The sequence below is a fragment of the Streptomyces corynorhini genome (assembly GCF_003346515.1).
GTDB lineage: Bacteria > Actinomycetota > Actinomycetes > Streptomycetales > Streptomycetaceae > Streptomyces > Streptomyces corynorhini.
Map to the genome: position 1 here is coordinate 1 of NZ_QQNA01000083.1, position 19847 is coordinate 19847.

Here is a 19847-nt window from a genome sequence, read left to right on the forward strand (position 1 = left end):
CCGGCCGCGCGCCCGAACCCCGCGCCGCACACCGGCACCCCGCGCGGCCGGGCGCGGGGTGCCGGGGGGCGGCGCGTGGTGCGGGGGCGCGGCCCGCGCCCGAGAGCCCGGCCGCCGCCCCGCGGCTCGCGGCGACCGGTGGCGAGCCGTATCTCCTCGCCGCCGCCGCGTCGAGCGCCGGGCTGATCCTCGGCGGCGCGCTGCTGTACCGCCGCTCCCGCGTCGCGGCCCGTCGCTGACGGGTTGTCGCCACCGGCCCGTGACCGGGTGGGCCGACCTGTCGAAGGCCGTGTCCCGCCGCCCGCCGGGCCGGCCTTCGCTCACGTCCGCCCGAAGGCGCGGCCTCAGCCGACGGAGGTACGTTCCTCGGCGGCACCCTGGCGCTGGCGCACCTTCGCGAGCGGTCCGCCCCGGGCACCGACCCGCCGCCGTACCCCCGCCACCAGCCGCTCCGCCGTGTACGTCGCCCCGTAGACGAAGCGCATCGAGGGGCCGAAGGACGGCGCGCTGAGCAGGCCCGCCAGGAACAGTCCGGGGTACGAGGACTCGAAGGCGGCGTTCGCCTCCGGCGCGCTGCTCGCCCCCACCGTGCGCAGGGCGGTGCGCAGTCCGTCGTCCAGCAGGCCGAGCCGTTCGAGGCCGGGGGTGAAGCCGGTGGCGGCGATGACATGGTCCGTCTCGACGGTCTCCACCCGGCCGGTGGTGGAGATCAGCTCCAGCCGTACCCGGCCGCCGGCCGGGGCCGCCGCCGCCACGCTCTCGCCGAGCCGTACCTCGACGGCGGGCTCGAAGCGCTCGCGCAGCCACCAGGCGCCCGCCGGGCCGAGCGCGGAGGTGAAGATCCGGGCGCGGGTCGACTCGGGCAGCCTGCGGAAGATCCCCGGGGTCTCGGCGTACAGCCAGTTCTTCCAGCCGCAGCCGAGACCGGTGTGCGGGGCGCGCAGCGATTCGCCGACGGGGCGCCGCCTCGGCGGCGGCAGGGTGTTCCAGACGAGCCGGGAGGAGCGGGCCACCACCCTGACGGCAGTGCCCTGTTCCGACAGCAGCGCGGCTGTCTCCAGCGCCGCCTGACCCGCGCCGATGACGGTCACGTCCTGCCCGGCGAAGCGGCTGAGGTCCGCGTGGTGGCTGCTGTGCGTCACCTGCTCGGGGCCGAGGGCGCGCAGCGGGGCGGGGATGTCGATGAACGGCATCACGCCGACCGCGAGCGCGACCGTACGGGCGAGGACGGTCTCGCCGTCCTCGGTGGTGAGCCGGAACCCGCCGGGGCAGGTCCTGACGGCGGTGACCACGCGTTCGTCGACGGGCGGCGCGGCCCGCTCCGCGAACCACAGTCCGTACGAGGCGAAGAAGCCGACCGGCAGCGGCACCCCGTGCCTGGCCTCCGTGCCCCTGGTGGCGGCGTAGGCGGCGAGGCCGAACTCGCCTCGCGGATCGGAGAGGTTGGACGCCCAGGGCTCGGACTTGAGGAACATCCCGGGCGGCATGTGGTCGCGCCAGGAGGCCATCGGCCTGCCGAACACGCGCAGGTCGAGTCCGGCCGCCGAGGCGTGCGCGGCGACGGACAGTCCGTAGGGGCCGGCGCCCACAACTACCAGGTCGTGCATCGGATATCCCGCTCTCTGCGTGTGGGGGTGGGGGTGGAGGTGACGAGGGACAGGGGAACGCGAACGGGTACGGGTACGGGTACGGGTCACGGCGGCCGGGTTCACCGGGTCCGCCTCGGTACGCGGGCGCCCGGCGCCGCGCCGTCCCGGCTGCCCCTGCGCTGCCGTACCGGCGGGGTGCGCGAGCGTCCGGCGTGGCGCGGACGCCGCCGGGACGGCAGCGGCAGCGGCAGCGCGCGCCGCAGTCGGCGCCACCCCCGGCGCACCGCGTGCAGCGCCCAGGCGACGGCCATCGCGCAGGCGGGCAGCGGGTCGTCCGGCGCGAACCAGGCGGTCTCGGTGGAGCGCGGCCGTGCCCCCGGGGGCCGCCGCCGGTCCGCGCGCGTCCGGTCGTCCGGGCCGGCCGGCCGGACGGCCGACCTGGCGGAGGACAGGACCGAGAGCAGCGCGTAGTTCTCCACCACGAACCGCCGCCCGTGCGCCGCGGTCTGCGCCGGTACGGCCCGGCCCGTGAGGTCCAGGTGCAGCGCGCGTACGACGTCGACGCCCGCCCGGTCCGTGAACAGCCGGAACTGCGCGCCGGGCCGTGGGTTGAAGTCGAGCAGGTGGTAGGCGCCGGTCGCGGCGGAGCGCCGGAAGTCGAGGTCGAGGATGCCCCGGTAGCCGAGCGCGGCGACGATCCGGTGTGCCGTCCGCTCCACCTCCTCGTTCGGCAGCCAGCTGCCGACGGCGGTCAGCCCGGCGCCCACCGGCCAGGCCCGCTCCTTGCGTCCGGCCGCCCCGACCAGGCAGGCGCCGCGGGGGCCTCCGCTGTAGCCGTGGAAGAACCAGTCCAGGTCGCGGCCGTACGGCAGGAACTCCTGGAGCAGCAGCGCGCTGCCCGCTTCCGCGCCGCGCGCGTACAGCTCGCGCGCCTCCTGCGGGGAGCGCACCACCCGCGTGCTGCGCAGCCCCGCGCCGTCCGGCAGCAGCCACGGCCTGCTCCACTTCGCGACCACGGGCAGCCCGAGCGACCAGGCGGCCGCGGCGGCCTCGGCCGCGCAGCCGGGGACCACCGTGCGCGGATGCGGGATGCCCAGCTCCGCGCAGATCGCCGCCAGCTCCGCCTTGTCGGCGACGCGCTCGGGCAGTCCTGACGGCTGTTCAGGCAGCAGATAGCGCCCGGCGAGCCGGTCTCCGAGCCGGGCCACGGCGATCGCGCTCAGATCGTCCATCGGTACGAGGACGGCCGGGGCGGCGAGCCCGTCCGCGATGCGGAGCAGCAGCCGTCCGGTCTCGGCGAGGTCCGGAAGCCCCGTCAGATCCGGTGCGCCGCGCGGCCGTAGATGGGCCCCGCGCAGATAGCGCGAGCGCACGACGGGGCTGCGTCCCGCCTCGATCACCGCGTGCACCTCGATCCCGGCCCGGCCGAGGGAGCGGACGGCGCCCAGCGTGCCGTGGTGGAACGGGTTCCGGTCGAGCCGCATGAGGACGGCGGGGACGCGGGTGTCATAGCTCGGCACGGTGAGGGTCCTTCAGATCGATAACCCATGCGGGGGATGAAATTCACGGATGGACTACTGCGGGACGGGGCCAGGTTCCCGATCGGCTCATAAGAAATACTTTTATGCTCAAACGTGACTCCGCGTCGCGACAGCGGAAACGGGTTCGAATCACGAGGAGCTGACATGTCCCCTAGACGTCGACGGCTGACGACCACCTGCCTGGGTGTGGTCACGGCCGGTCTCCTTGCCTCCGGTGCGGTGCCGCCCGTTCCGCATCACGCGACCGCCGGGAAAGCGTCTCCGGAACCCGCGCAGGGCCCCGAGAAGGGTTCCGGCGGTGCGGCGGAGAAACCGAAGCCGCCGGGGGCCACCGCGCCCGCACTCGGCGCGTATCTGGATTACGGCCCGAAAGGCGTCGAGCGCATCGCGGCCATGGAGAAATGGCTGGGGGGTACGGAGCTGCGCGTCGGCCACACCTATCTCCCCGGGGACGTGTGGTCCAACATCGAGGGCAGCCCGGACTTCCTGGAGGACTGGGCCGCGTGGCGCAAGGCTGAGGACGACCGGATGTTCGTCCTCAACGTGCCCATGCTGGAGCGCAACGAGGGGCGGGTGTCCGACCGGGTCGTCCGCCGTGAGCTGCGCAAAGGCGCGGCCGGACGGTACGACGGCCACTTCACGACGCTCGCGCGCCGGCTGGTGGACCTCGGTGTCCCCGACACGGTGATCGTGCTGGGCTGGGAGATGAACGGCACCACGTACACCCATCGTTGCGGGCCCGATCCGCAGGCGTGGAAGAAATACTGGAGCAGCGTCGTCACCGCGATGCGCGCCGTGCCGGGGCAGAAGTTCCGTTTCGACTTCGCCCCGAATCGCGGACGGGACGCCGTTCCGTGGACCACGTGCTATCCCGGCGACGACGTCGTCGACATCATCGGCATGGATTCCTACGATCAGCCGCCCGGCCGTACTTTTGACGAACAGGTGAATGAGCCGTACGGGCTCCAGGACCACGTGGACTTCGCCGCTGCACACGGAAAGGTTATCTCCTATCCGGAGTGGGGCCTCTTCCGCAACGGTGACAATCCCGAATACATGCGGCGCATGCTCCGGTGGATGGACACGTACAGGCCGCTGTACAACACCGTCACGGACTACTGCCCGCACGGTATTTGGCAGTGCGACAAGAATCCCGAGTCGTCGAAGGTGTTCCGTTCCGCGCTGTACAAGCAGGAGCCCGAGCCGACGCCCACGCCCACGCCGACCCCGAAGCCCACTCTCCCGCCCACGCAGGAGCCGACACCGGAGCCGACACCGGAGCCGACGCAGGAGCCGGAGCCGACGCGGGAGCCGACGCCGGAGCCGTCCCCGACCACTCCCCCGCGTGACTGCACCCCGATCCCGCTCGGCGCGTGGATCGAGAAGTGGCTCGGCGGCAGGGTCTGTGTGCGGCTCGACTGGTTCGGGCACCGGTCGCGGTGACGCCACGTCACTGAGCACGGCGCGGAAGGCGGCGGCAGGTCATCGCTTGTCGCCGCCTTCCGTGCCGCGCAGCCGTTTGACGAGCGCCGCCGCCCGCTCCCGCCCCGCCGCCCGCGCCAGCAGCAGCCACAGCGAGGGGGCGAGGGCGGGCCCGGCGAGCAGCAGCCGCTGGTTGCGGACCGTCTCCGGGCGCCAGTGGTGCTTGTACGGCTCGTTGCCGCGCAGCATGCTGAGCGTCGCGCGACCGCTCCCGCCGCTCTCCCCTGCCCCGCCGCGCAGCAGCATGGTGGCCACGTCCACCTTGCGCGCGCGCAGCGCCGGGTCCGCCCCGTACAGATAGCCGCCCGCCAGCCCGCCGGACATCAGGGTGAGGTCGGCGGCGACCACCGCGCCCGCGAGCCGGAACTCGGTCAGCCGGGCGTCGCCGCTGGCGACCATGGACCGCGCGGAGCGGGTCAGGTGTTCGGCGAAGCGCGCGCTGAGGTGTTCGGGGGTGACCCCGCGCCCCTCCCACTGCCGCCGGTGCAGTTCCAGCATGCGGCAGACGGCGGCCGGGACCTCGTCGGCGGGCACGGCGCGCTCCTCGACGCCGAGCGCGTCGAGCTTGCGCAGCTTCGCGCGGAAGCGCTGGGCGCGCGAGGCGGGCAGCCTGGCGAGCAGCCCGTCCATCGGCACGGCGGGCAGTTCGAGGCAGATCGAGTCGGCGAGCCGCCGCTGCGGCCCTTTCCAGCGGGCATGCACCTGTTCCGCGGCGGCTCCCGGCCGTACCTCGCGCAGGTCGATCACCGCCGTGCGGGCCAGCTCCGCCAGCGCGTCGGTCAGCGCGTCGGCGCAGGCGGCGACCTCCTCCCCGGTGCGGCTCTCGTCCAGCAGGACGTCGGAGAAGTCGGAGATGGTGCCGCCGAGCGGCACCAGGACGGGCACCGGCCGGTGGGACCGCATGAGGGCCGCCGCCGCGACCAGCTCCCCCCGTCTGCGGACGAGCACCACCCGCAGCCGTCCGTGCGTCAGGCCCCGCGCCCGGCCCCTCCCCCGGGCGCGCGCGCGTCCACCGGTGCCGTACGACAGCCACCAGGAGTACAGCCAGGCGTGGCTCTGGAAGGGGGTGGCGGTACGGGAGGCGCGGTAGAGGGCGTTCCACTCCGGGGCGATCGCCGCGAAGCGCGCGGTGTCCGTGCACACCTCCGTGGTGAAGACCGGCGGGGACGGCGATCTGGACGCGGTGAGCAGGGCCGACACCGGTACGGAGGAGACCGGGGCGCGCAGGGCCCGGCCGGTCCCGGCCCGCGTGGGGGACGCCATCAGACCGTTTCCGACCGCGGCTGGGCGGCGGAGGGCGCCGCGTCGGTGGCCGTCGCGGGCCCCGGTACGGTGCCGGTCGCCGTGGCCGTCCCCGGCCCGGCGTCCTCGCGGCGCCGCCCGGGGCGCACCAGCAGCCCGAGCCCGCCGAGCAGCCCGCCCGCGCAGCCGCCGACGAGGGCGGCGAGCGAGGCGGAGGGGGTGACCGGCGCGGTCGGCTCGACGGCCCGGGAGAACTGCAGCACCCGTACGTTCGTACTGCCCTGCAGCTGGGACCCGTTGACGACGAGTGCGCGGGCGACGCCGTTCGCCATGGCGACGGCGGTGGACGCCTCGGGCGCGGTCGCCGTCACGGAGATCATCGGCGCGTCGGGCGAGGTCGCCGTCCGTACGTTCTTCTTGAGCGTGTCGGCCGGCACCCCGGCCCAGGTCGGCGCGTCACCGATGAGCGCGAGCTGCGGGGCGACCCGGCCGTAGGCCGTCGCGAATCCCAGCGCGGCGGCCGGCTCCGAGGTGTCCAGCGGTACGACGACGACATAGCTCGTCGCCGCGTACTCGGGGGTGCGGAGCAGGCCGTACGCGCCGCCGCTCAGCGCGCCGACCGTGACGGCCAGCGGCACGATCCACCGCACGGGCGGGGCTTTGGGGGTGAACTTCGGGAACCGGGCCCACCGGTTCCGCCGACTCCGCGGACTCTGCCGGGTCTGCTGCGTCTGCTGCGTCTGCTGCGTCTGCCGGGGCTGCTGCGTCTGCCGGGGCTGCTGGGTCATGGGCAACTCACTTCTCGGATGGGGGCCGCCCGGCCTCGGGCGGCCCGCTCGTACACGGCCATCAGCTGTTCGGCGCTGTGGGAGATGTCGTAGTGGCGCACGGCGGGCGGCACCGGCAGCCGGGCCCGCTCCTGGTGCCAGGAGCGCAACCGGCCCAGCTCCTCGACGAGTCCGGGTACGGACCCGCTGATCCGGCGCGCGTCGGGCGCCGCCGCCGGGGGCAGGTCCTCCAGCGCGGGACAGGCGACGTAGAGGACCGGCAGCCCGGCCGCGAGGGCTTCGAGCGAGGCGAGGCCGAACGCCTCGTCGTGGGAGGTGGAGACGGAGACGTCCATGGCCGCGAGCAGCGCGGGCAGGTCGGGCGGGTCGTGGGGACCGGGGGCTCCCGTACGGGTCACGGGCGGCGGGTCCTGGCACGCGCCCGGCAGCAGCACCCGCCCGGCCGCTCCGCACTCCTCGGCGAGCCGCAGCAGCCGCCCGCGCTCGGGCCCTTCGCCCACCAGGAGCAGCTGGGCGCCGGGCAGCCGCGCGACGGCCCGCACCAGCCGGTCGAAGCGCTTCCCGCCGGTCAGCCGGCCCACCGCACCGACCACGAAGGCGTCGGGCGCCAGCCCCAGCCGGGCGCGGGCGGCGCGGCGCGCGGCCGGGTCGAAGGCGAAGCGCCCGGCCTCGATGCCGTTGGGGACGACATGGATCCGGTCGGGCCGTACCCCCCAGCGCTCCAGCCGCCGTGCGACGGTGGCGGAGACGGCGACGGTCGCCGTGCCCAGGCGTTCGCCCGCGAGGTAGAGGCCGCGCGCGCTCGCGGTCAGCGGCCTGCCCTCGATCTGGACGGCGCCCAGGGAGTGTTCGGTGGCGACGATGGTCCGCACGCCCGCGAACCTGGCCGCGAACCGTCCGTACAGGCAGGCCCGGTAGAGGTGCGTGTGCACCAGGTCGTACCGTCCCTGCCGGACGAGCCGGGTGAGCCGGGGCAGTGCGCCGAGGTCGCGGTTGCCGGTCATGGCGAGGTCGGTGACCCGGCCGCCGTCGGCGACGATGCCGTCCGCGACGGCGCCCGGGTTGGTGAGCGTGATGACGTCGCTGTCGACGGGCAACTGGCGGAGCAGAAGCCGCAGTTGCTGCTCGGCGCCGCCGATGCCCAGGCCGGTGATGACGTGCAGGACCTTCACGGGGTGCCCGTTCCGGCGCCGACGGGCGCGTACCCGGCGTACTCGGTGGCCGGTACGGGCTCGCGGCGCCAGCGGTGCAGCCGCCGTTTGAGGAGGAGGCGCGCCCCGGTGTCCTGCTCGCCGACGTGGACGCGGGGCAGCGCGAGCACGCCGGTCAGCGGGCCGGGGCTGATGGCGCAGGCGTACGCGTATCCGGCGGCCCGTACCGCCGCGACGGCGCGCGCGTCGACCGTCCCGTACGGGTAGCAGTAGCCCGCCACCTCGTGGCCGGTCAGGTCGCGCAGCAGCGCGCGGCTGTGCGCGGTGTCCCGGGCGAGGAGCGCGTCGTCCGCGGTGGTGAGGTCGGTATGGCGCAGCCCGTGCGAGCCGATCTCCATCCCGGCGTCCGCGGCGGCCCGGACGCCGTCCTCCGTGAGGAGGGGCTTGCGGGGGCCGAGGCCGTCCCATTCGTTGGTGCCGCCGAAGCGGCCGGGCAGCACGAAGACCGTCGCGGTGAACCCGAACCGGTGCAGCAGCGGGACGGCGCTCTCCAGGAAGTCGGCGTAGCCGTCGTCGAAGGTCAGCCCCACCAGTCCGGCGCCGCGTCCCGCGGCGCGGGCGCGCAGCAGCTCGTCCATGGAGACGCCGGTCAGGCCCCGGCGGCGCAGCCAGCGCAGCTGCCGTTCGAGCCGGCCGGGCGAGACCGTCACCCGGTAGGGGTCGTCGGTGGGGTCGGCCACCGAGTGGTACATGAGGGCCCACAGGGGGCCGGGCCGGACCATGTCAGCGGGCATGCGCGAGCTTTCGTGAGACGGGGCGGAGGACGGTGTCGATCTCGGGGGCCCGCAGGGCGCGGGCGATGACGAGGAAGACCGCGACGATCACGGCGCAGGAGCAGGCGGCGCCCGCCGGGGGCGAGTCGACGAGAACTCCGCAGAGCCATCCGGCGCCGGTGGAGGCCGCGGCGGCGGCGCTGAGTTTGGCCAGGCCGCCGACCGTGGACCGGGCGTCGAGGGCCATGCTGTGGCGGGAGAGGCCGCGCAGCATGAGGGCGGCGGTGGTGGTGATGCCGAGGGCGTTGGCGGCGGCGATCCCGAGGACTCCCCAGACCTGCATCAGGAGGGCGCCCGCGACGTTGGTCAGCACCAGTCCGACGACCATGGCGAGCGCGGGGAACCACAGCGGGCGCGCGGCCGAGAAGTAGCAGCGTACGAGCGCCCCGACCAGGGTGTGGCCCAGCAGACCGAGCGCGTACACGCGCATCACGGCGGCGGTCGCGGCCGTGTCGGCGGCGGTGAACTCGCCTCGCTGGAAGAGGACTTCGATGAACTGGGGCGCGCAGGCGATGATCGTGGCGGCGCCCACCAGCACGATCATCGCGGCCAGCGCGAGATCCCGCTCGACGCGCCGCCGCGCCCGGTCGGTCTCGCCCGCCGCCATGGCGCGGGCCACCACGGGGAAGGTGACCGTGCAGAGCATCAGGGAGAGCGTCATCGGGATCTGCGCGACCTTCTGCGCGTAGTTGAGGTGCGAGATCGCCCCGGCGGGCAGCGGCGCGGCGAGGAACCGTTCGATGAGCACCTGGGACTGGCGGCTGAGCGCGAAGGCGATGACGGGCGCGATCAGTCCGAGGGCCACGGGCGCGACGGTGGCCGCCCCGGGGGCGGCCCGGCCCGGCTCGGGCTCCGCTCCCCGGCCCACGGTGTGCTCCGTCAGCCTGCGCCAGAGCGAGGGCAGTTGGATGAGCACCATGAGGACGCCGCCGACGCCGACCCCGGCCGCCGCGACCTGGACGCCGCCCCGGTCCCGTACGGCGAGCATCGTGCCGATGATGCCGATGTTGGAGGCGACGTAGATCGCGGCGGGCGCCACGAAGTTGCCGTGCGCCCGCAGGGCGGCGCTGAAGTACCCGGCGAGACCGTAGGTGAAGACCGAGGTGGCCGTCAGCCGGGTGCAGTCGACGGCGAGCCGGGTCTCCGGCAGCCCGGGGGCCAGCACGGCCACCGCCCAGGGCGCGGCCAGCGCCAGCAGGGCGGCGACGACGCCGAGGGCGAGGAACAGCCGGGGCAGCGTCGAGCGGGTCAGCTGCCGTACGGGGTCGGGCTCCGGCGCGGGGCGCACGGCCCGGCGTGCCAGGGCCAGGCTGAAGGCGGGGACGAGGATGAGCGCCATGGCGTCCTCGATGAGGAGCGTGGCGGAGACCTCGGGGACGGTCCAGGCGACGAGGAAGGCGTCGGTGTCGGGGCCCGCGCCGTAGAAGTGCGCGATGGTCTGGTCCCGCAGGAGCCCGAGGACCGAACCGGCCGCGGTGAGCAGCGCGGTGAGGAACGCCGCGCGGGCGAGGAACCGCCCGGAAGGGCCCGGGTCCGCGGCCGGTGCCCCGGCTGCCCCGGAGCCGCCGCCCGGGGGCGCGGTCCGTGCCGGGGGCGCGGAGGTCGGCGGGGGCGGCTGAGGGGGTGGTTGCGGAGGCGGCGACTGCCTCGTACCGGTCATGTGCCGACCGTCCCGTTCCGAGCGGGGTCCGCGGCCCGGGGCCGGACGTCGGCCTGGACGCCTCCCAGCGCCCACGCCGCCGCCAGTCCGAGCATCACGGCGGTCAGGACGGTCGAGGGGCCGCCGATGTCCGCGTACCCGAAGTCCACCAGCTGCCAGACCAGCAGCCCGGTGACGACCAGCCCGCAGTCCGTACCGGCCCCGCGCAGGGTGCGTGCGCCGCGCGGCCCGCGCAGGGTGCGCAGGAGCAGCGCGGCCCAGCCGCCGACCAGGGTGAGGACGCCGAGCAGCCCCTGCTCGCTGAGGACGAGCAGATACATGTTGTGCGGGGAGAGCAGCGGCTGACGCTGGAAGCCGAGTCCCGCGCCCGCCGTGTCGCTGCCCGAGGACAGCGCCAGCGAGGCGTGGCTGTCGCGGTGGGCGGGGAAGCCCTTCAGCCCGACGCCGGTGACCGGCCGGGTGCGCCACATGTCGGTGGCGGCGGCCCACATGGTGTAGCGGTCGGTGACGGACTGGTCGGGCGCGTCGGTGACTTGGGCGATGGAGCCGAGCCGGTCGGTGACCAGCTGCGAGCCGAGGCCGAGGCCGCCGACGAGCACCACACCGAGCGCCCCGGCGGTGAGTACGGCGACGGCGGCCCTGCGCGGTCCGGAGAGCAGCAGTTGCAGCCCGACGGCCACGGCCGTGGCGATCCACGCGCCCCGGCTGAAGGAGAGCACGAGGGGTACGGTCAGCAGCCCGGCGCAGACGAGGGCCGCCGCGCGCTGTCCGCGTGGCGAGCGGTCGGTGGCGCCCAGGGCGAATCCGACGGCGATGACCAGTCCGTACGCCACGACGGTCGCCATGCCCATCACGTCGGTGGGCCCGAAGGTGCCGACCGCGCGGATGTCCTCGCCCCGGTAGGAGGCGCCGGTTCCGGTCAGGTACTGGACGACGCCGATCGCGCCCTGGACCAGTGCGAGGGCCACCACGGACCCGCCGAGGAAGCGGAAGTCCCACCGGTCCCGTACGAGGAGCAGCAGCGCGGCCGGGACCAGCACGAAGATCTGCAGGTAGCGCGCCATCCCGGGCAGCGCGGCCACCGCGTCGTCCGAGGTGAGCACGGCGACGCTCACGCCGAGCACCGGCAGCCCGAGCACGAGCGCGGCCGTACGGGTCAACGGGCGGGCCCGCGCGCGCAGGACGCGCACCAGGCAGTACAGGACGAGCAGCGCGGACGCCGCGTCGGCCGCGCCCCCGGACCCGGCCGTACCGTCCCCCGCGGGCGCGGACGGTACGGCCAGCAGCGCGACGACCGCCACGGCGGGCAGCAGCGGCGCGGCCCGGCGCGACGTGGCGGTCGGCGGCACGCCCGGGAACGGCACGGTCCGGCCCCGGTACGGCGGCGCGGCCGGGTGGGGGCGGAGGCCGAGGGCCTCGGACATGGCCATCAGCTGCCCGCCGGGCGGACGAGGGAGAGAGCGGTTCGCACCAGAATGCACACGTCCTGCCACAACGACCAGTGGTCGATGTAGTGATTGTCGAAGCGGGACCTCTCCTCGATGGAGGTGTCCCCGCGCAGCCCGTGGACCTGCGCGAGGCCGGTGATGCCGACGGGCATCCGGTGCCGGGCCGCGTATCCGGGGTGGGTCTTGCTGAAGTTCGCGACGAAGAAGGGCCGTTCCGGCCGGGGGCCGACCAGGCTCATGTCGCCGCGCAGGACGTTCCACAGCTGGGGCAGTTCGTCCAGCGAGGTGCGGCGCAGGAGGTTGCCCACCGCGCTCATCCGGAAGTCGCCCGCGATGTTCCAGCGGGTGGCCGACTCCTTCTCGTCGAAGGGGCGCAGGGTACGGAACTTCAGGAGGGTGAAGGGGCGGCCGTGCTGTCCGACGCGCTCCTGGCGGAACAGCACGCCGGGGCCGTCGCAGAGCCGGACCGCGAGCGCGCAGAGCAGCAGGACGGGCGAGACGGCCAGCAGGACGGGCGCGGCGAGCAGCAGGTCGAACAGCCGCTTGGCCAGGGCGCCCCGGTGGCGGCCCCCGGCGGCGGGCGGCGCCACCCGGTGGTAGCCGAACCCCCACAGATGGCGCTCCATGGGGGCGGGCACGGTGGCGAGGCGCGCGGGCAGGGGGCCGGTGGAGACGAACCAGGTGGCGCAGCCGTACGCGTGGAACAGCGAGACGAGGTCGGCCGGGTCGGAGCGGGTGGCCGTCTCGGCGTCGCAGTCGATGAACAGCGCGTCCCTGACGCCGTTCTGGATGACGGCGCGGTGGATCTCCTCGGTGGTGGTCAGTACGGGCAGGGCGGGCGCCTCCGCCGGGGTGGCGCCGTCCCTGGTCCCGGCCTTGGCCAGGCGCACGCCGCCCGCGTCCGCCGCGGCGTGCGGGTCGCCGGGGCGGCCGGGCGCGGCGCCGCTCCGGGCGAGCGCCGCAGGTGAGGCGACGCCGACGGGCCGCAGGCCGTACTCCGGGTGCTGGGCGAGCAGCGCGGTCAGCCGCCGGGCGGGCGCCCCCGCGCCGACGACCAGGGCGGAGCCGAGCCGGTCGCGGGCCGAGGCGCGGCGCCCGGCGTGGACGAGCGAGCGGCAGCCGCAGGAGACGGCGAGCTGTACGGCGACGGCGCTCGACAGGGCTCGCAGGCTCAGCGCGTTCGCAGGTGCCAGCGCGGCCAGCAGCGCGGCGACCGCGCACCAGGCCGCCGCGATCCTGGCGGCGAGCGCGGGCAGCCGGCCGAGCCCCGACTGGACGGCGCCGGGGCGGTAGAGCCCCGCGAGCGCGTTCAGGGCGAGGACGCAGCCGACGAGCGGGACGAGCAGGGCGGGGGCGCGCTGCCCTGCGGTGAGGACGGCGGTGGCCGCCAGCGCGGCCAGCGCGTCCGCCGCCACGAGGGGCGCCCCGAAGCGCGCGGCGCCGCCCGCCGGGCGCCGACGGGCGGGCGGCACGACGCGGTCGGGCAGGTCCCGGGTGTCGCGGGGCGGCGCGATGGAGACGCGCCCCACGGCGGCCCTGCCCCGTACCGCCTGCCCCAGGGCCGTCTGTCCGCCGTCCGCGTGCGCGGGGTGAGCGGGTGCCGGGTGCCCGGACGCCGGGTGCCCGGGGACGGTGTGCCCGGCGCCGGTGTGCCCGGGGACGGTGTGCCCGGCGGTGCGCGCCGTCCTCGCCCGCCCGGACGGCGGCGGGACGCTGGTGCTTTCCGTGGTCACTGGGGAATCGGCTCCCTGCGCTCGGTGCGCGGCCCGCCCGCCGCCTCGCGGTACACGTCCGCGACGGCCCGCGCGGTCTGCCGCACGTCGTAGGTGCTGAGTACGTGGTGCCGGCTCTGACGGCCGATCGCTTCGCGCAGCGGGGCGTCGTGGAGCAGGGCGCTCAGGGCCGCGGCCAGCGCGGCAGGGTCCTCGGGCGGGGTGAGGCAGACCTCCTCGCGGCCGGGCGGCAGGGACTCGCGCGCGCCGTCCACATCGCTGAGGACGACGGCCCGGCCGCTGGCCATGGCCTCCAGGGGCGCCACCGCCATGCCCTCCCAGCGGGACGGCAGGACCACCAGGTCGGCCGCCCGGTACCAGGGCACGGTGTCCGCCACGGCACCGGCGAACAGCACCGAGGGCGGCGCCGTGCCGCGCAGCGCGGCGGCGTCGGGGCCGTCGCCGACGAGGACCAGCCGCGCCGTCGGCAGCCGCCGTACGACCTGCGGCCAGGCCCGCAGCAGGATGTCCTGCCCCTTCTGCTTGCAGAGCCGGCCGACGCAGACCACCACGGGGGTGGCGGGCGGCAGCGCGGCCAGCGCCGGGAGCCCGGCGCGCGCCCGCGCGGTGTCGGCGAGCCGCTCGCCCGCGTGGGCGGCGCCCCGCGCGGCGGCCTCGGGGGCGAACCGCGCCGCCTCGATGCCGTTGCGGACGACGGACCAGCGGGCGTCGATCCCGGCGCGCTCGCCGGTACGGCGCTCGGCGTCGCTGACGCAGATCACCCGGTCGGTCCAGCGGACCGCCCGTCGCTCCCACTGCCCGGCCAGCCATCCGGTCAGCCCGCCGACCGCCTCGAACGACCAGGCGTGCGGCTGGAACACGGTGGGCACCCGGCCGCGTACCGCCAGCCGGCCGGCGAGTCCCGCCTTGGCGCTGTGGGCGTGGAGCAGATCGGGCCGTACCAGCCGGACCAGCCGGGCGGCCTGCCGTACCTCCCGCACCAGGGTGGGCCCGGGGGCGCGCGTGGCCCGCCAGCGGTGGACCTCGGCCCCCCGGCGGGCGGCGGCGGGGGCGAGCGGGCCTTCCTCCGGGCAGCCGACAACGACCCTCACGCCCGCGGCCACTTGTGCCGCGACGAGGTCGAGGACCACTTGGGCGACTCCGCCCTCGACCGGCTGGACGAGGTGGAGCGCGGTGAAGCCGGTCCCCGGCCGGTCCGGTTGTGGCGGCACGCGCGACTCTTTCCACTCGTGGGCTGAAGGAGACAAAGGCGAGGAAGTCGAAGGCAAGGAAGTTGCGGGAGGGACGTCGGGAGGGACGTCGGGAGGAAGTCGGGAGGAAGTCGGAGAGGGATGTCGGGGGAAGGGGTTCGGGGGAAGCGAAACGAGGCGCGGGGCGCGCCGAGTACGCCGGGTCCGCGGGACGAGCGCGCGCTCAATACCGCACGTCCGCCTCTGCGAAAAGCACGCCGATCCAGAGGGGGTTCTTCTCGGTGCTGATTCGAACGCTAAGCCGGTCGGCACCGGAAGCCAGCGCACCACGCAGGTCGAATACGTCCGAGTCGTATCCGAGGGTGTTGAGGTACGCGGGTCGGCGCTTGATCGGGCCGGAATCGAAGTCCGTGATGCTGGAATTCATCACATCATCCGAAGGGTTGTCTTTATTGCCGAGCAACACGCCTTTGCCGTTACCGGTCTCGACCGCGAGCGCGTCACCCTTGACGCCACGGGCGCCGTTGTACGCGACCACGCCCAGCCGGCCGCCGGCCCGCGCCGCGACGCGCGGTCCGCCGAGATCGACGCCCACCTCCCGGTGGCGCGCGTCGAGCGCCTCGAACCCGTCCCAGACCGAGAGGCGGCGCAGCGGGGCGTCGTCCTTCTTGTACGCGACGACGAGGGTCCAGCCGCCCCAGGCACCGACGGCGGACCGCCCCATCGCGACGTTGATCTGGGCGACCGTGTACATCCCGGGACCGCTGTCGCGCACGAGCGCCGTCACATCGGCCGACGCCTGGAACGCGTCGGCGCCGCCCCCGGCCCGGTGTCCGATCGGAGTGTCGGCCAGCACTTCCTTGTACTGGCCGCCCGGCTCGGCGAACAGCACCCGGCCGCTGTCGGCGGGCGGTTTCTGCTCGCCCACGCGCAGGTTGGCGCCCCAGTAGAGCCGCGCGTAGTTGACGCGGGCCCGGTCGGGGAGGCGGAGTTCGGCGCGGGTGGAGTTGTAGGTGCGCGGGTCGTCGTCGACGTCCGCGTAGCCCATGTCGAACTGCCGGCCGGCCGCGTTCCCGCCGTCCCGCGCCGCCGCGCAGGCCGGGTCGGCGCCCGGTCCCTCGGCGCGGCAGCCGACGGCCGCGTTGGCCGCCCGTACGATGCCGCCGTGCTGCACCGCGTCGAAGCGGCGGGTGAACGGGATACGGGACCGCTCCTCGGCGGCGGCCCGGGGCTCGCCGTCCGCCCCGGCAGGGGAAGGGGGCGCCGCCGGGTACCCGGCGGCGGACAGCGTGAGTGCGGCCAGCACGCACAGCACACCGCGACCCACAGCAAGAAACACCGAATTCCGCATACGGGCTCTCCGCCTCCAAGACCGAAACCAGAAGGCACCATTACAGAGCGCGGAGTGAAAATCACGCCAGACGCGCTGAAACCTGCTGAACGTACAGTTGCACGTATATGACGGGCTGCCCGTTAAACATTGACGAGGGCGCCGCGGGGCCGATCGGGCTCCAGGAGATCGGCCGGAACGTGCCCACCGGGGGCACCGGGAGCGCGGATTCACCCGTTCGGGCCCGCAACCTCCGGGCGCGGGCGGCGTTGATGCATGAGTCGGGCAATCGCGCCCGGCGCTTATGCCCTCTCCAAACGACCGAGGAGCCCTTCCCCATGTCGCGTATCGCCAAGGCCGTCGTTCTCTCCGCCGCGGCCGCCGCCGCCGTCGCCGGTGCCTCCGGCGCCGCTTTCGCCGACTCCGGCGCGGAGGCCGCGGCTGTCGGTTCCCCGGGTGTCCTGTCCGGCAACGTCGTCCAGGTCCCGCTGCACGTCCCGATCAACCTGTGCGGCAACACCATCGACGTCATCGGCATCCTGAACCCGGCGTTCGGCAACGTCTGCGTCAACAACTGACGCCTTTAGCCGTCGGCTTCACACAAAAGAGCCGTCCTGCCCTTCTGGGGCGGGGCGGCTCTTTCGCGTCCGCTCATTCGGGTGGCCTGCCCAGAATTCCCCCGGTACGGAGTTTCCGGCACGCCGGGGAATCGTTACAGATAGCGAGGCAGGGCGGACGGAAACTCCGCCAAATTGCCTGTGCGGGAGCTGAGTTGCCCGGCCCGCACCTCCGGAACGCCGCGAGATGTCCGAGAGACATCCGAGAGAAGGACTCACCGATGAAGCCCTCGAAGGTCGCCGCCACCGTCGTCGCCGCCGCCGGTTCCGTACTGGCCCTGGGCGCGGCCGCCGCTCCGGCGCTCGCCGCGGCGCCCGCCCCGGCCGGTCAGCCGCCCCAGACCTCGATCAACCTGAACAACGGGGTGGACCAGCTGCTCAGCGAGGGGCTGCGCGACCCCAAGCCCCTCGACAGCAACATGCTGGACACCGAGCGCAAGGGCTCCGTCCTCCACTCGGTGAACGAGGTCGCCAACGCGCTCAACAAGCCTCAGCAGCAGGGCGGCGGTCAGCTCCTCGGCGGACTCCCCGTCGGCAACTAGATGAGTAAGTCCGAAGTAGCGTCGTCCGCCCGCAGGGCGGGCCCGGGGGCGTCTGGCGGGTGCGATCGCAAGGCGCCGGAGTGTCCTCGTAGCGGAGCTACTAGGACATTTCGGCAACGCAGCGAGCGTGCGTGCCAGACGTTCCCGGGCAGACGGGACTTCGGACTTACTCATCTAGGGCGTATCCGCGAAGTCCCGCCCGGTCGACGGGCGGACGGCGCTGCTTCGAAGACAGGGCCCAGGGGCTTTCGTCTGGCTCATGCCGGGCTCGCGGGCCCTGGCACCGCGCCTCGCCGACCGGGCCTGATCCGTACGAAACGACCCTGGCCCCGAACCGCCACCGCCCCTCATGGTCCTGCGCCACGGACCTTGAGGGGCGGGCGGGCGGCCGGGTGAGCGGCCCGGTCCCGTCGGCGTCAGCTGATCCAGAAGTCCCACCAGCGCGTGAGGATCAGCATCCCGACGACCCCGACGTGCAGCACGGGCAGCGTCCAGGTGAACTCGTCCAGGAACCCGCGCACGGAGTCGGGGGCGGGCAGCAGCCCGGCCCGGATGTTGTGGGAAGTGACGTACCAGAACATGACGATGGTGGCGACCCAGGCGAGGCAGCACCACAGGCACAGCGAGTTGATGCTGTACAGCGACTGGTACTGCAACCACGTGCAGAACCCGACCCCGAACAGCGTCCCCGCGTGCAGCCCCCGCCAGAACCAGCCCCGGTAACGCGCCCCCGCCAGCAGCCCGACCCCGACGAACACCACCACCGAGTAGGTCACGAGCCCCAGCATCGGATTGGGGAAACCGAAGACCGACGCCTGCGCGCTCTTCATGATGTTCCCGCACGACACCACCGGGTTGAGACTGCACCCCGGCGTGAAGTTCGGGTCTTCGAGCAGCTTGAACTTGTCGATGGTGATCACCCAGGCGGCCAGCACTCCCGCCGCGCCCGTGATGATCAGCAACAGCGCGAACGCCCGGCTGCCGCCCCGTGCACCGCCGACGCCGTCCGCGGTCTCCTCGGCTGCCGCGTCCTCGATCAAGGTCGTCGCCACGACGTCCGCTCCTCTCGCTGTTCTCTGTGCCTGTTCTCTGTGCCTGTTCTCTGTGCGCACGCCTGTGCCGTGCCCGCCGGGTCGGTCGTGTCGACCGCGCCGGTCGGAGTCGCCCGTGCCCGCCGGACCAGGGCCTCAGCCGCGCAGGCTGCGGACCGGCAGCAGGCAGTGCGCGGCGGAGGCGAGCATCTCCGGGTCGCCCGCGAAGGCGCGCAGCTGGTCCTCGGTGACCGGCCTGCCCGGCACCGCCTCGGCCCACGGCCGGGTGGCGACCACGAAGTAGACCTTGCCGGTCTCCCTGGCGTCCCGCTCCCACTCCGGGGGCACGGGGCACTGCGCGTTGAGGTACGGCATCGTGAGCACGGCGCGGCCCGCCTCCACCAGCAGCTTGATCGACACACCGGGCGTATCGGCGGCGTCGACCACCTCGGTGCCGGGCGTCAGACCGACCTCGGCGAGCACGGCGCTCATGGCACCCTCGACGACCCCGGGGCCGCCCCGCCCGTCACCGAGCGAATAGGCGAGCAGATAGGGCGCGCCGCGTTCGCTTTCGGCCGGGTCGCTGGTCCAGGGGATCACCGAGAGAGTGCCCAATTGGGAGGCGTACTGGGCGCTGTTCGACGCGGTGTTGGTAGTGGTCATGTTCCGGCACAGTAGTGGCCGGTGGAGAATATCCGTGAGCCCGCGTCACTCGACCGGGTTATGGAGTGGCCTACTTGTCGCCACGACTCCCGGATATTCGCTTTCCAGTGCGAAATCTATTCAGGCATCCGCGGGAATCGGCGTGAACGCACAGCGGAGAGAAGTGCGGAGACGCGGGAACGGAGAGGGGGCCCGCTGACGCGGCAGACGTTCGACGCGTGGATCGCCGGGGGGCGTCTCGCGGGGGCGGGCCGGGTCGGCCCGCCAGGAGCCGGGGCGCTCGCCCCCTGGTGCCGCACGCGTGGAGGTGCCGCCGCCGGGTGGTGATCACGGACGGCAGCGGGTGGGCGACGCACACTGAGGGCATGGGGACGGACGAGTTCGGCCGGGCGGCGCCCCGCCTCTGGTACGCGGCGTACGGGTCGAACATGCACGCCGAGCGGCTGCGTTACTACCTCGCGGGCGGCCGGCCGCCGGGCTCCAGCCGTACCTGCCCCGGGTGCCGTGACCCGCGACCACCGGCCGGCTCCCGGCCCGTGACCCTGCCCGGCCTGCTCTACTTCGCCACCGAATCGGCGGTGTGGACCGGGGGGCGGGCCTTCTACGACCCGGACGCGGACGGGGAGACGCCCGCGCACGCCTACCTGCTGACGGTCGCGCAGTTCGCCGACATCGCGGCGCAGGAGATGTACCGGGAGCCGGGCGAGGACCTCGACCTGCGGGAAGTCCTCGCCCGGGGCCGGGCCCGCCACGGGCCGGGCCGTTACGAGACGCTCGTCTGCCCCGGCCACCTGGACGGCAGGCCCGTCCTCACGTTCACCGCGCCCTGGGCGAGCGCCGATGTGCCGGGGAACGCGCCTTCGGGGGCGTACCTGCGCCACCTCGCGCAGGGGCTGATCAGCGCCCACGGCTGGCCCGTCGGGCGGGTGGCCGCGTACCTCGCGGGCCGCCCGGGAGCGGCGGGCCGCTGGTCGGCGGCGGACGTGGCCGCACTGCTCCGGGCGTGA

17 protein-coding genes and 1 pseudogene are annotated in these 19847 nt (G+C 74.6%); 5 read left to right on the plus strand and 13 right to left on the minus strand.

What is annotated here, in order from left to right; genetic code table 11:
- Window positions 1-239, plus strand: a pseudogene (locus DVH02_RS35120) (hypothetical protein); the annotation flags it as partial.
- Window positions 240-344: 105 nt separating this feature from the next.
- Here the strand turns inward: DVH02_RS35120 and DVH02_RS12140 are convergent.
- Both DVH02_RS12140 and DVH02_RS12145 read right to left on the minus strand, forming a co-directional pair.
- Complete coding sequence (locus DVH02_RS12140) at window positions 345-1607, minus strand: NAD(P)-binding domain-containing protein (RefSeq protein WP_114623797.1); 1263 nt, start codon at window positions 1605-1607, stop codon at window positions 345-347.
- Window positions 1608-1708: 101 nt separating this feature from the next.
- Window positions 1709-3109, minus strand: a complete 1401-nt coding sequence (locus DVH02_RS12145; protein WP_199566253.1) for a carboxylate--amine ligase — start codon at window positions 3107-3109, stop codon at window positions 1709-1711.
- Window positions 3110-3274: 165 nt separating this feature from the next.
- On the opposite strand from DVH02_RS12145, the gene DVH02_RS12150 reads away from it, so the two are divergent.
- Complete coding sequence (locus DVH02_RS12150) at window positions 3275-4573, plus strand: glycoside hydrolase family 26 protein (RefSeq protein ID WP_114623798.1); 1299 nt, start codon at window positions 3275-3277, stop codon at window positions 4571-4573.
- 39 nt (window positions 4574-4612) lie between these two features.
- Here the strand turns inward: DVH02_RS12150 and DVH02_RS12155 are convergent, their stop codons facing one another.
- From DVH02_RS12155 to DVH02_RS12200, 9 genes are all read right to left on the minus strand, one after another.
- Window positions 4613-5875 carry a GNAT family N-acetyltransferase gene (locus tag DVH02_RS12155; protein ID WP_114623799.1) on the minus strand — a complete coding sequence of 421 codons (1263 nt, stop codon included), beginning with the start codon at window positions 5873-5875 and terminating at the stop codon, window positions 4613-4615.
- Entirely contained in the window at window positions 5875-6642 is a 768-nt protein-coding gene (locus DVH02_RS12160; RefSeq protein WP_233518177.1) for a YveK family protein, read from the minus strand. Before DVH02_RS12160 ends, DVH02_RS12155 begins: the two co-directional genes overlap by 1 nt.
- Window positions 6639-7814, minus strand: coding sequence for a glycosyltransferase (locus DVH02_RS12170; protein ID WP_114623800.1), 1176 nt, complete (start codon window positions 7812-7814; stop codon window positions 6639-6641). Before DVH02_RS12170 ends, DVH02_RS12160 begins: the two co-directional genes overlap by 4 nt.
- Window positions 7811-8587: a polysaccharide deacetylase family protein gene (locus tag DVH02_RS12175; protein ID WP_233518178.1), complete on the minus strand. Its 777-nt coding sequence runs from the start codon at window positions 8585-8587 to the stop codon at window positions 7811-7813. Before DVH02_RS12175 ends, DVH02_RS12170 begins: the two co-directional genes overlap by 4 nt.
- Entirely contained in the window at window positions 8577-10286 is a 1710-nt protein-coding gene (murJ, locus tag DVH02_RS12180) for a murein biosynthesis integral membrane protein MurJ (protein ID WP_114623801.1), read from the minus strand. The genes DVH02_RS12175 and murJ overlap by 11 nt, the downstream gene beginning before the upstream one ends.
- Window positions 10283-11710, minus strand: coding sequence for an O-antigen ligase family protein (locus DVH02_RS12185; RefSeq protein WP_114623814.1), 1428 nt, complete (start codon window positions 11708-11710; stop codon window positions 10283-10285). Before DVH02_RS12185 ends, murJ begins: the two co-directional genes overlap by 4 nt.
- Before the next feature lie 5 nt (window positions 11711-11715).
- Window positions 11716-13467, minus strand: a complete 1752-nt coding sequence (locus DVH02_RS12190; protein WP_233518179.1) for a sugar transferase — start codon at window positions 13465-13467, stop codon at window positions 11716-11718.
- On the minus strand, window positions 13464-14678 hold the full coding sequence (locus DVH02_RS12195; RefSeq protein ID WP_233518180.1) for a glycosyltransferase: 1215 nt from the start codon (window positions 14676-14678) through the stop codon (window positions 13464-13466). Before DVH02_RS12195 ends, DVH02_RS12190 begins: the two co-directional genes overlap by 4 nt.
- Window positions 14679-14880: 202 nt before the next feature.
- Complete coding sequence (locus tag DVH02_RS12200) at window positions 14881-15963, minus strand: DUF3344 domain-containing protein (RefSeq protein WP_233518181.1); 1083 nt, start codon at window positions 15961-15963, stop codon at window positions 14881-14883.
- A 362-nt stretch (window positions 15964-16325) separates the two neighbouring features.
- Between DVH02_RS12200 and DVH02_RS12205 the strand changes: the two genes are divergently transcribed.
- Window positions 16326-16565 (plus strand): chaplin, encoded by a 240-nt coding sequence (locus DVH02_RS12205; RefSeq protein ID WP_114623804.1) that lies wholly within the window; start codon window positions 16326-16328, stop codon window positions 16563-16565.
- 260 nt (window positions 16566-16825) lie between these two features.
- On the plus strand, window positions 16826-17146 hold the full coding sequence (locus DVH02_RS12210) for a hypothetical protein (protein WP_114623805.1): 321 nt from the start codon (window positions 16826-16828) through the stop codon (window positions 17144-17146).
- Window positions 17147-17562: 416 nt separating this feature from the next.
- On the opposite strand, the gene DVH02_RS12215 is transcribed toward DVH02_RS12210, so the two are convergent.
- Together DVH02_RS12215 and DVH02_RS12220 are read right to left on the minus strand one after the other, a co-directional pair.
- Window positions 17563-18183 carry a vitamin K epoxide reductase family protein gene (locus tag DVH02_RS12215; protein WP_114623816.1) on the minus strand — a complete coding sequence of 207 codons (621 nt, stop codon included), beginning with the start codon at window positions 18181-18183 and terminating at the stop codon, window positions 17563-17565.
- Between the two features lie 150 nt (window positions 18184-18333).
- A complete protein-coding gene (locus tag DVH02_RS12220) occupies window positions 18334-18840 on the minus strand; it encodes a DUF5949 family protein (RefSeq protein ID WP_114623806.1) in 507 nt (168 codons plus the stop codon).
- A gap of 365 nt (window positions 18841-19205) precedes the next feature.
- On the opposite strand from DVH02_RS12220, the gene DVH02_RS12225 reads away from it, so the two are divergent.
- The gene (locus DVH02_RS12225; protein WP_114623817.1) at window positions 19206-19847 is read left to right on the plus strand and encodes a histone deacetylase; all 642 of its coding nucleotides are present in this window, start codon (window positions 19206-19208) and stop codon (window positions 19845-19847) included.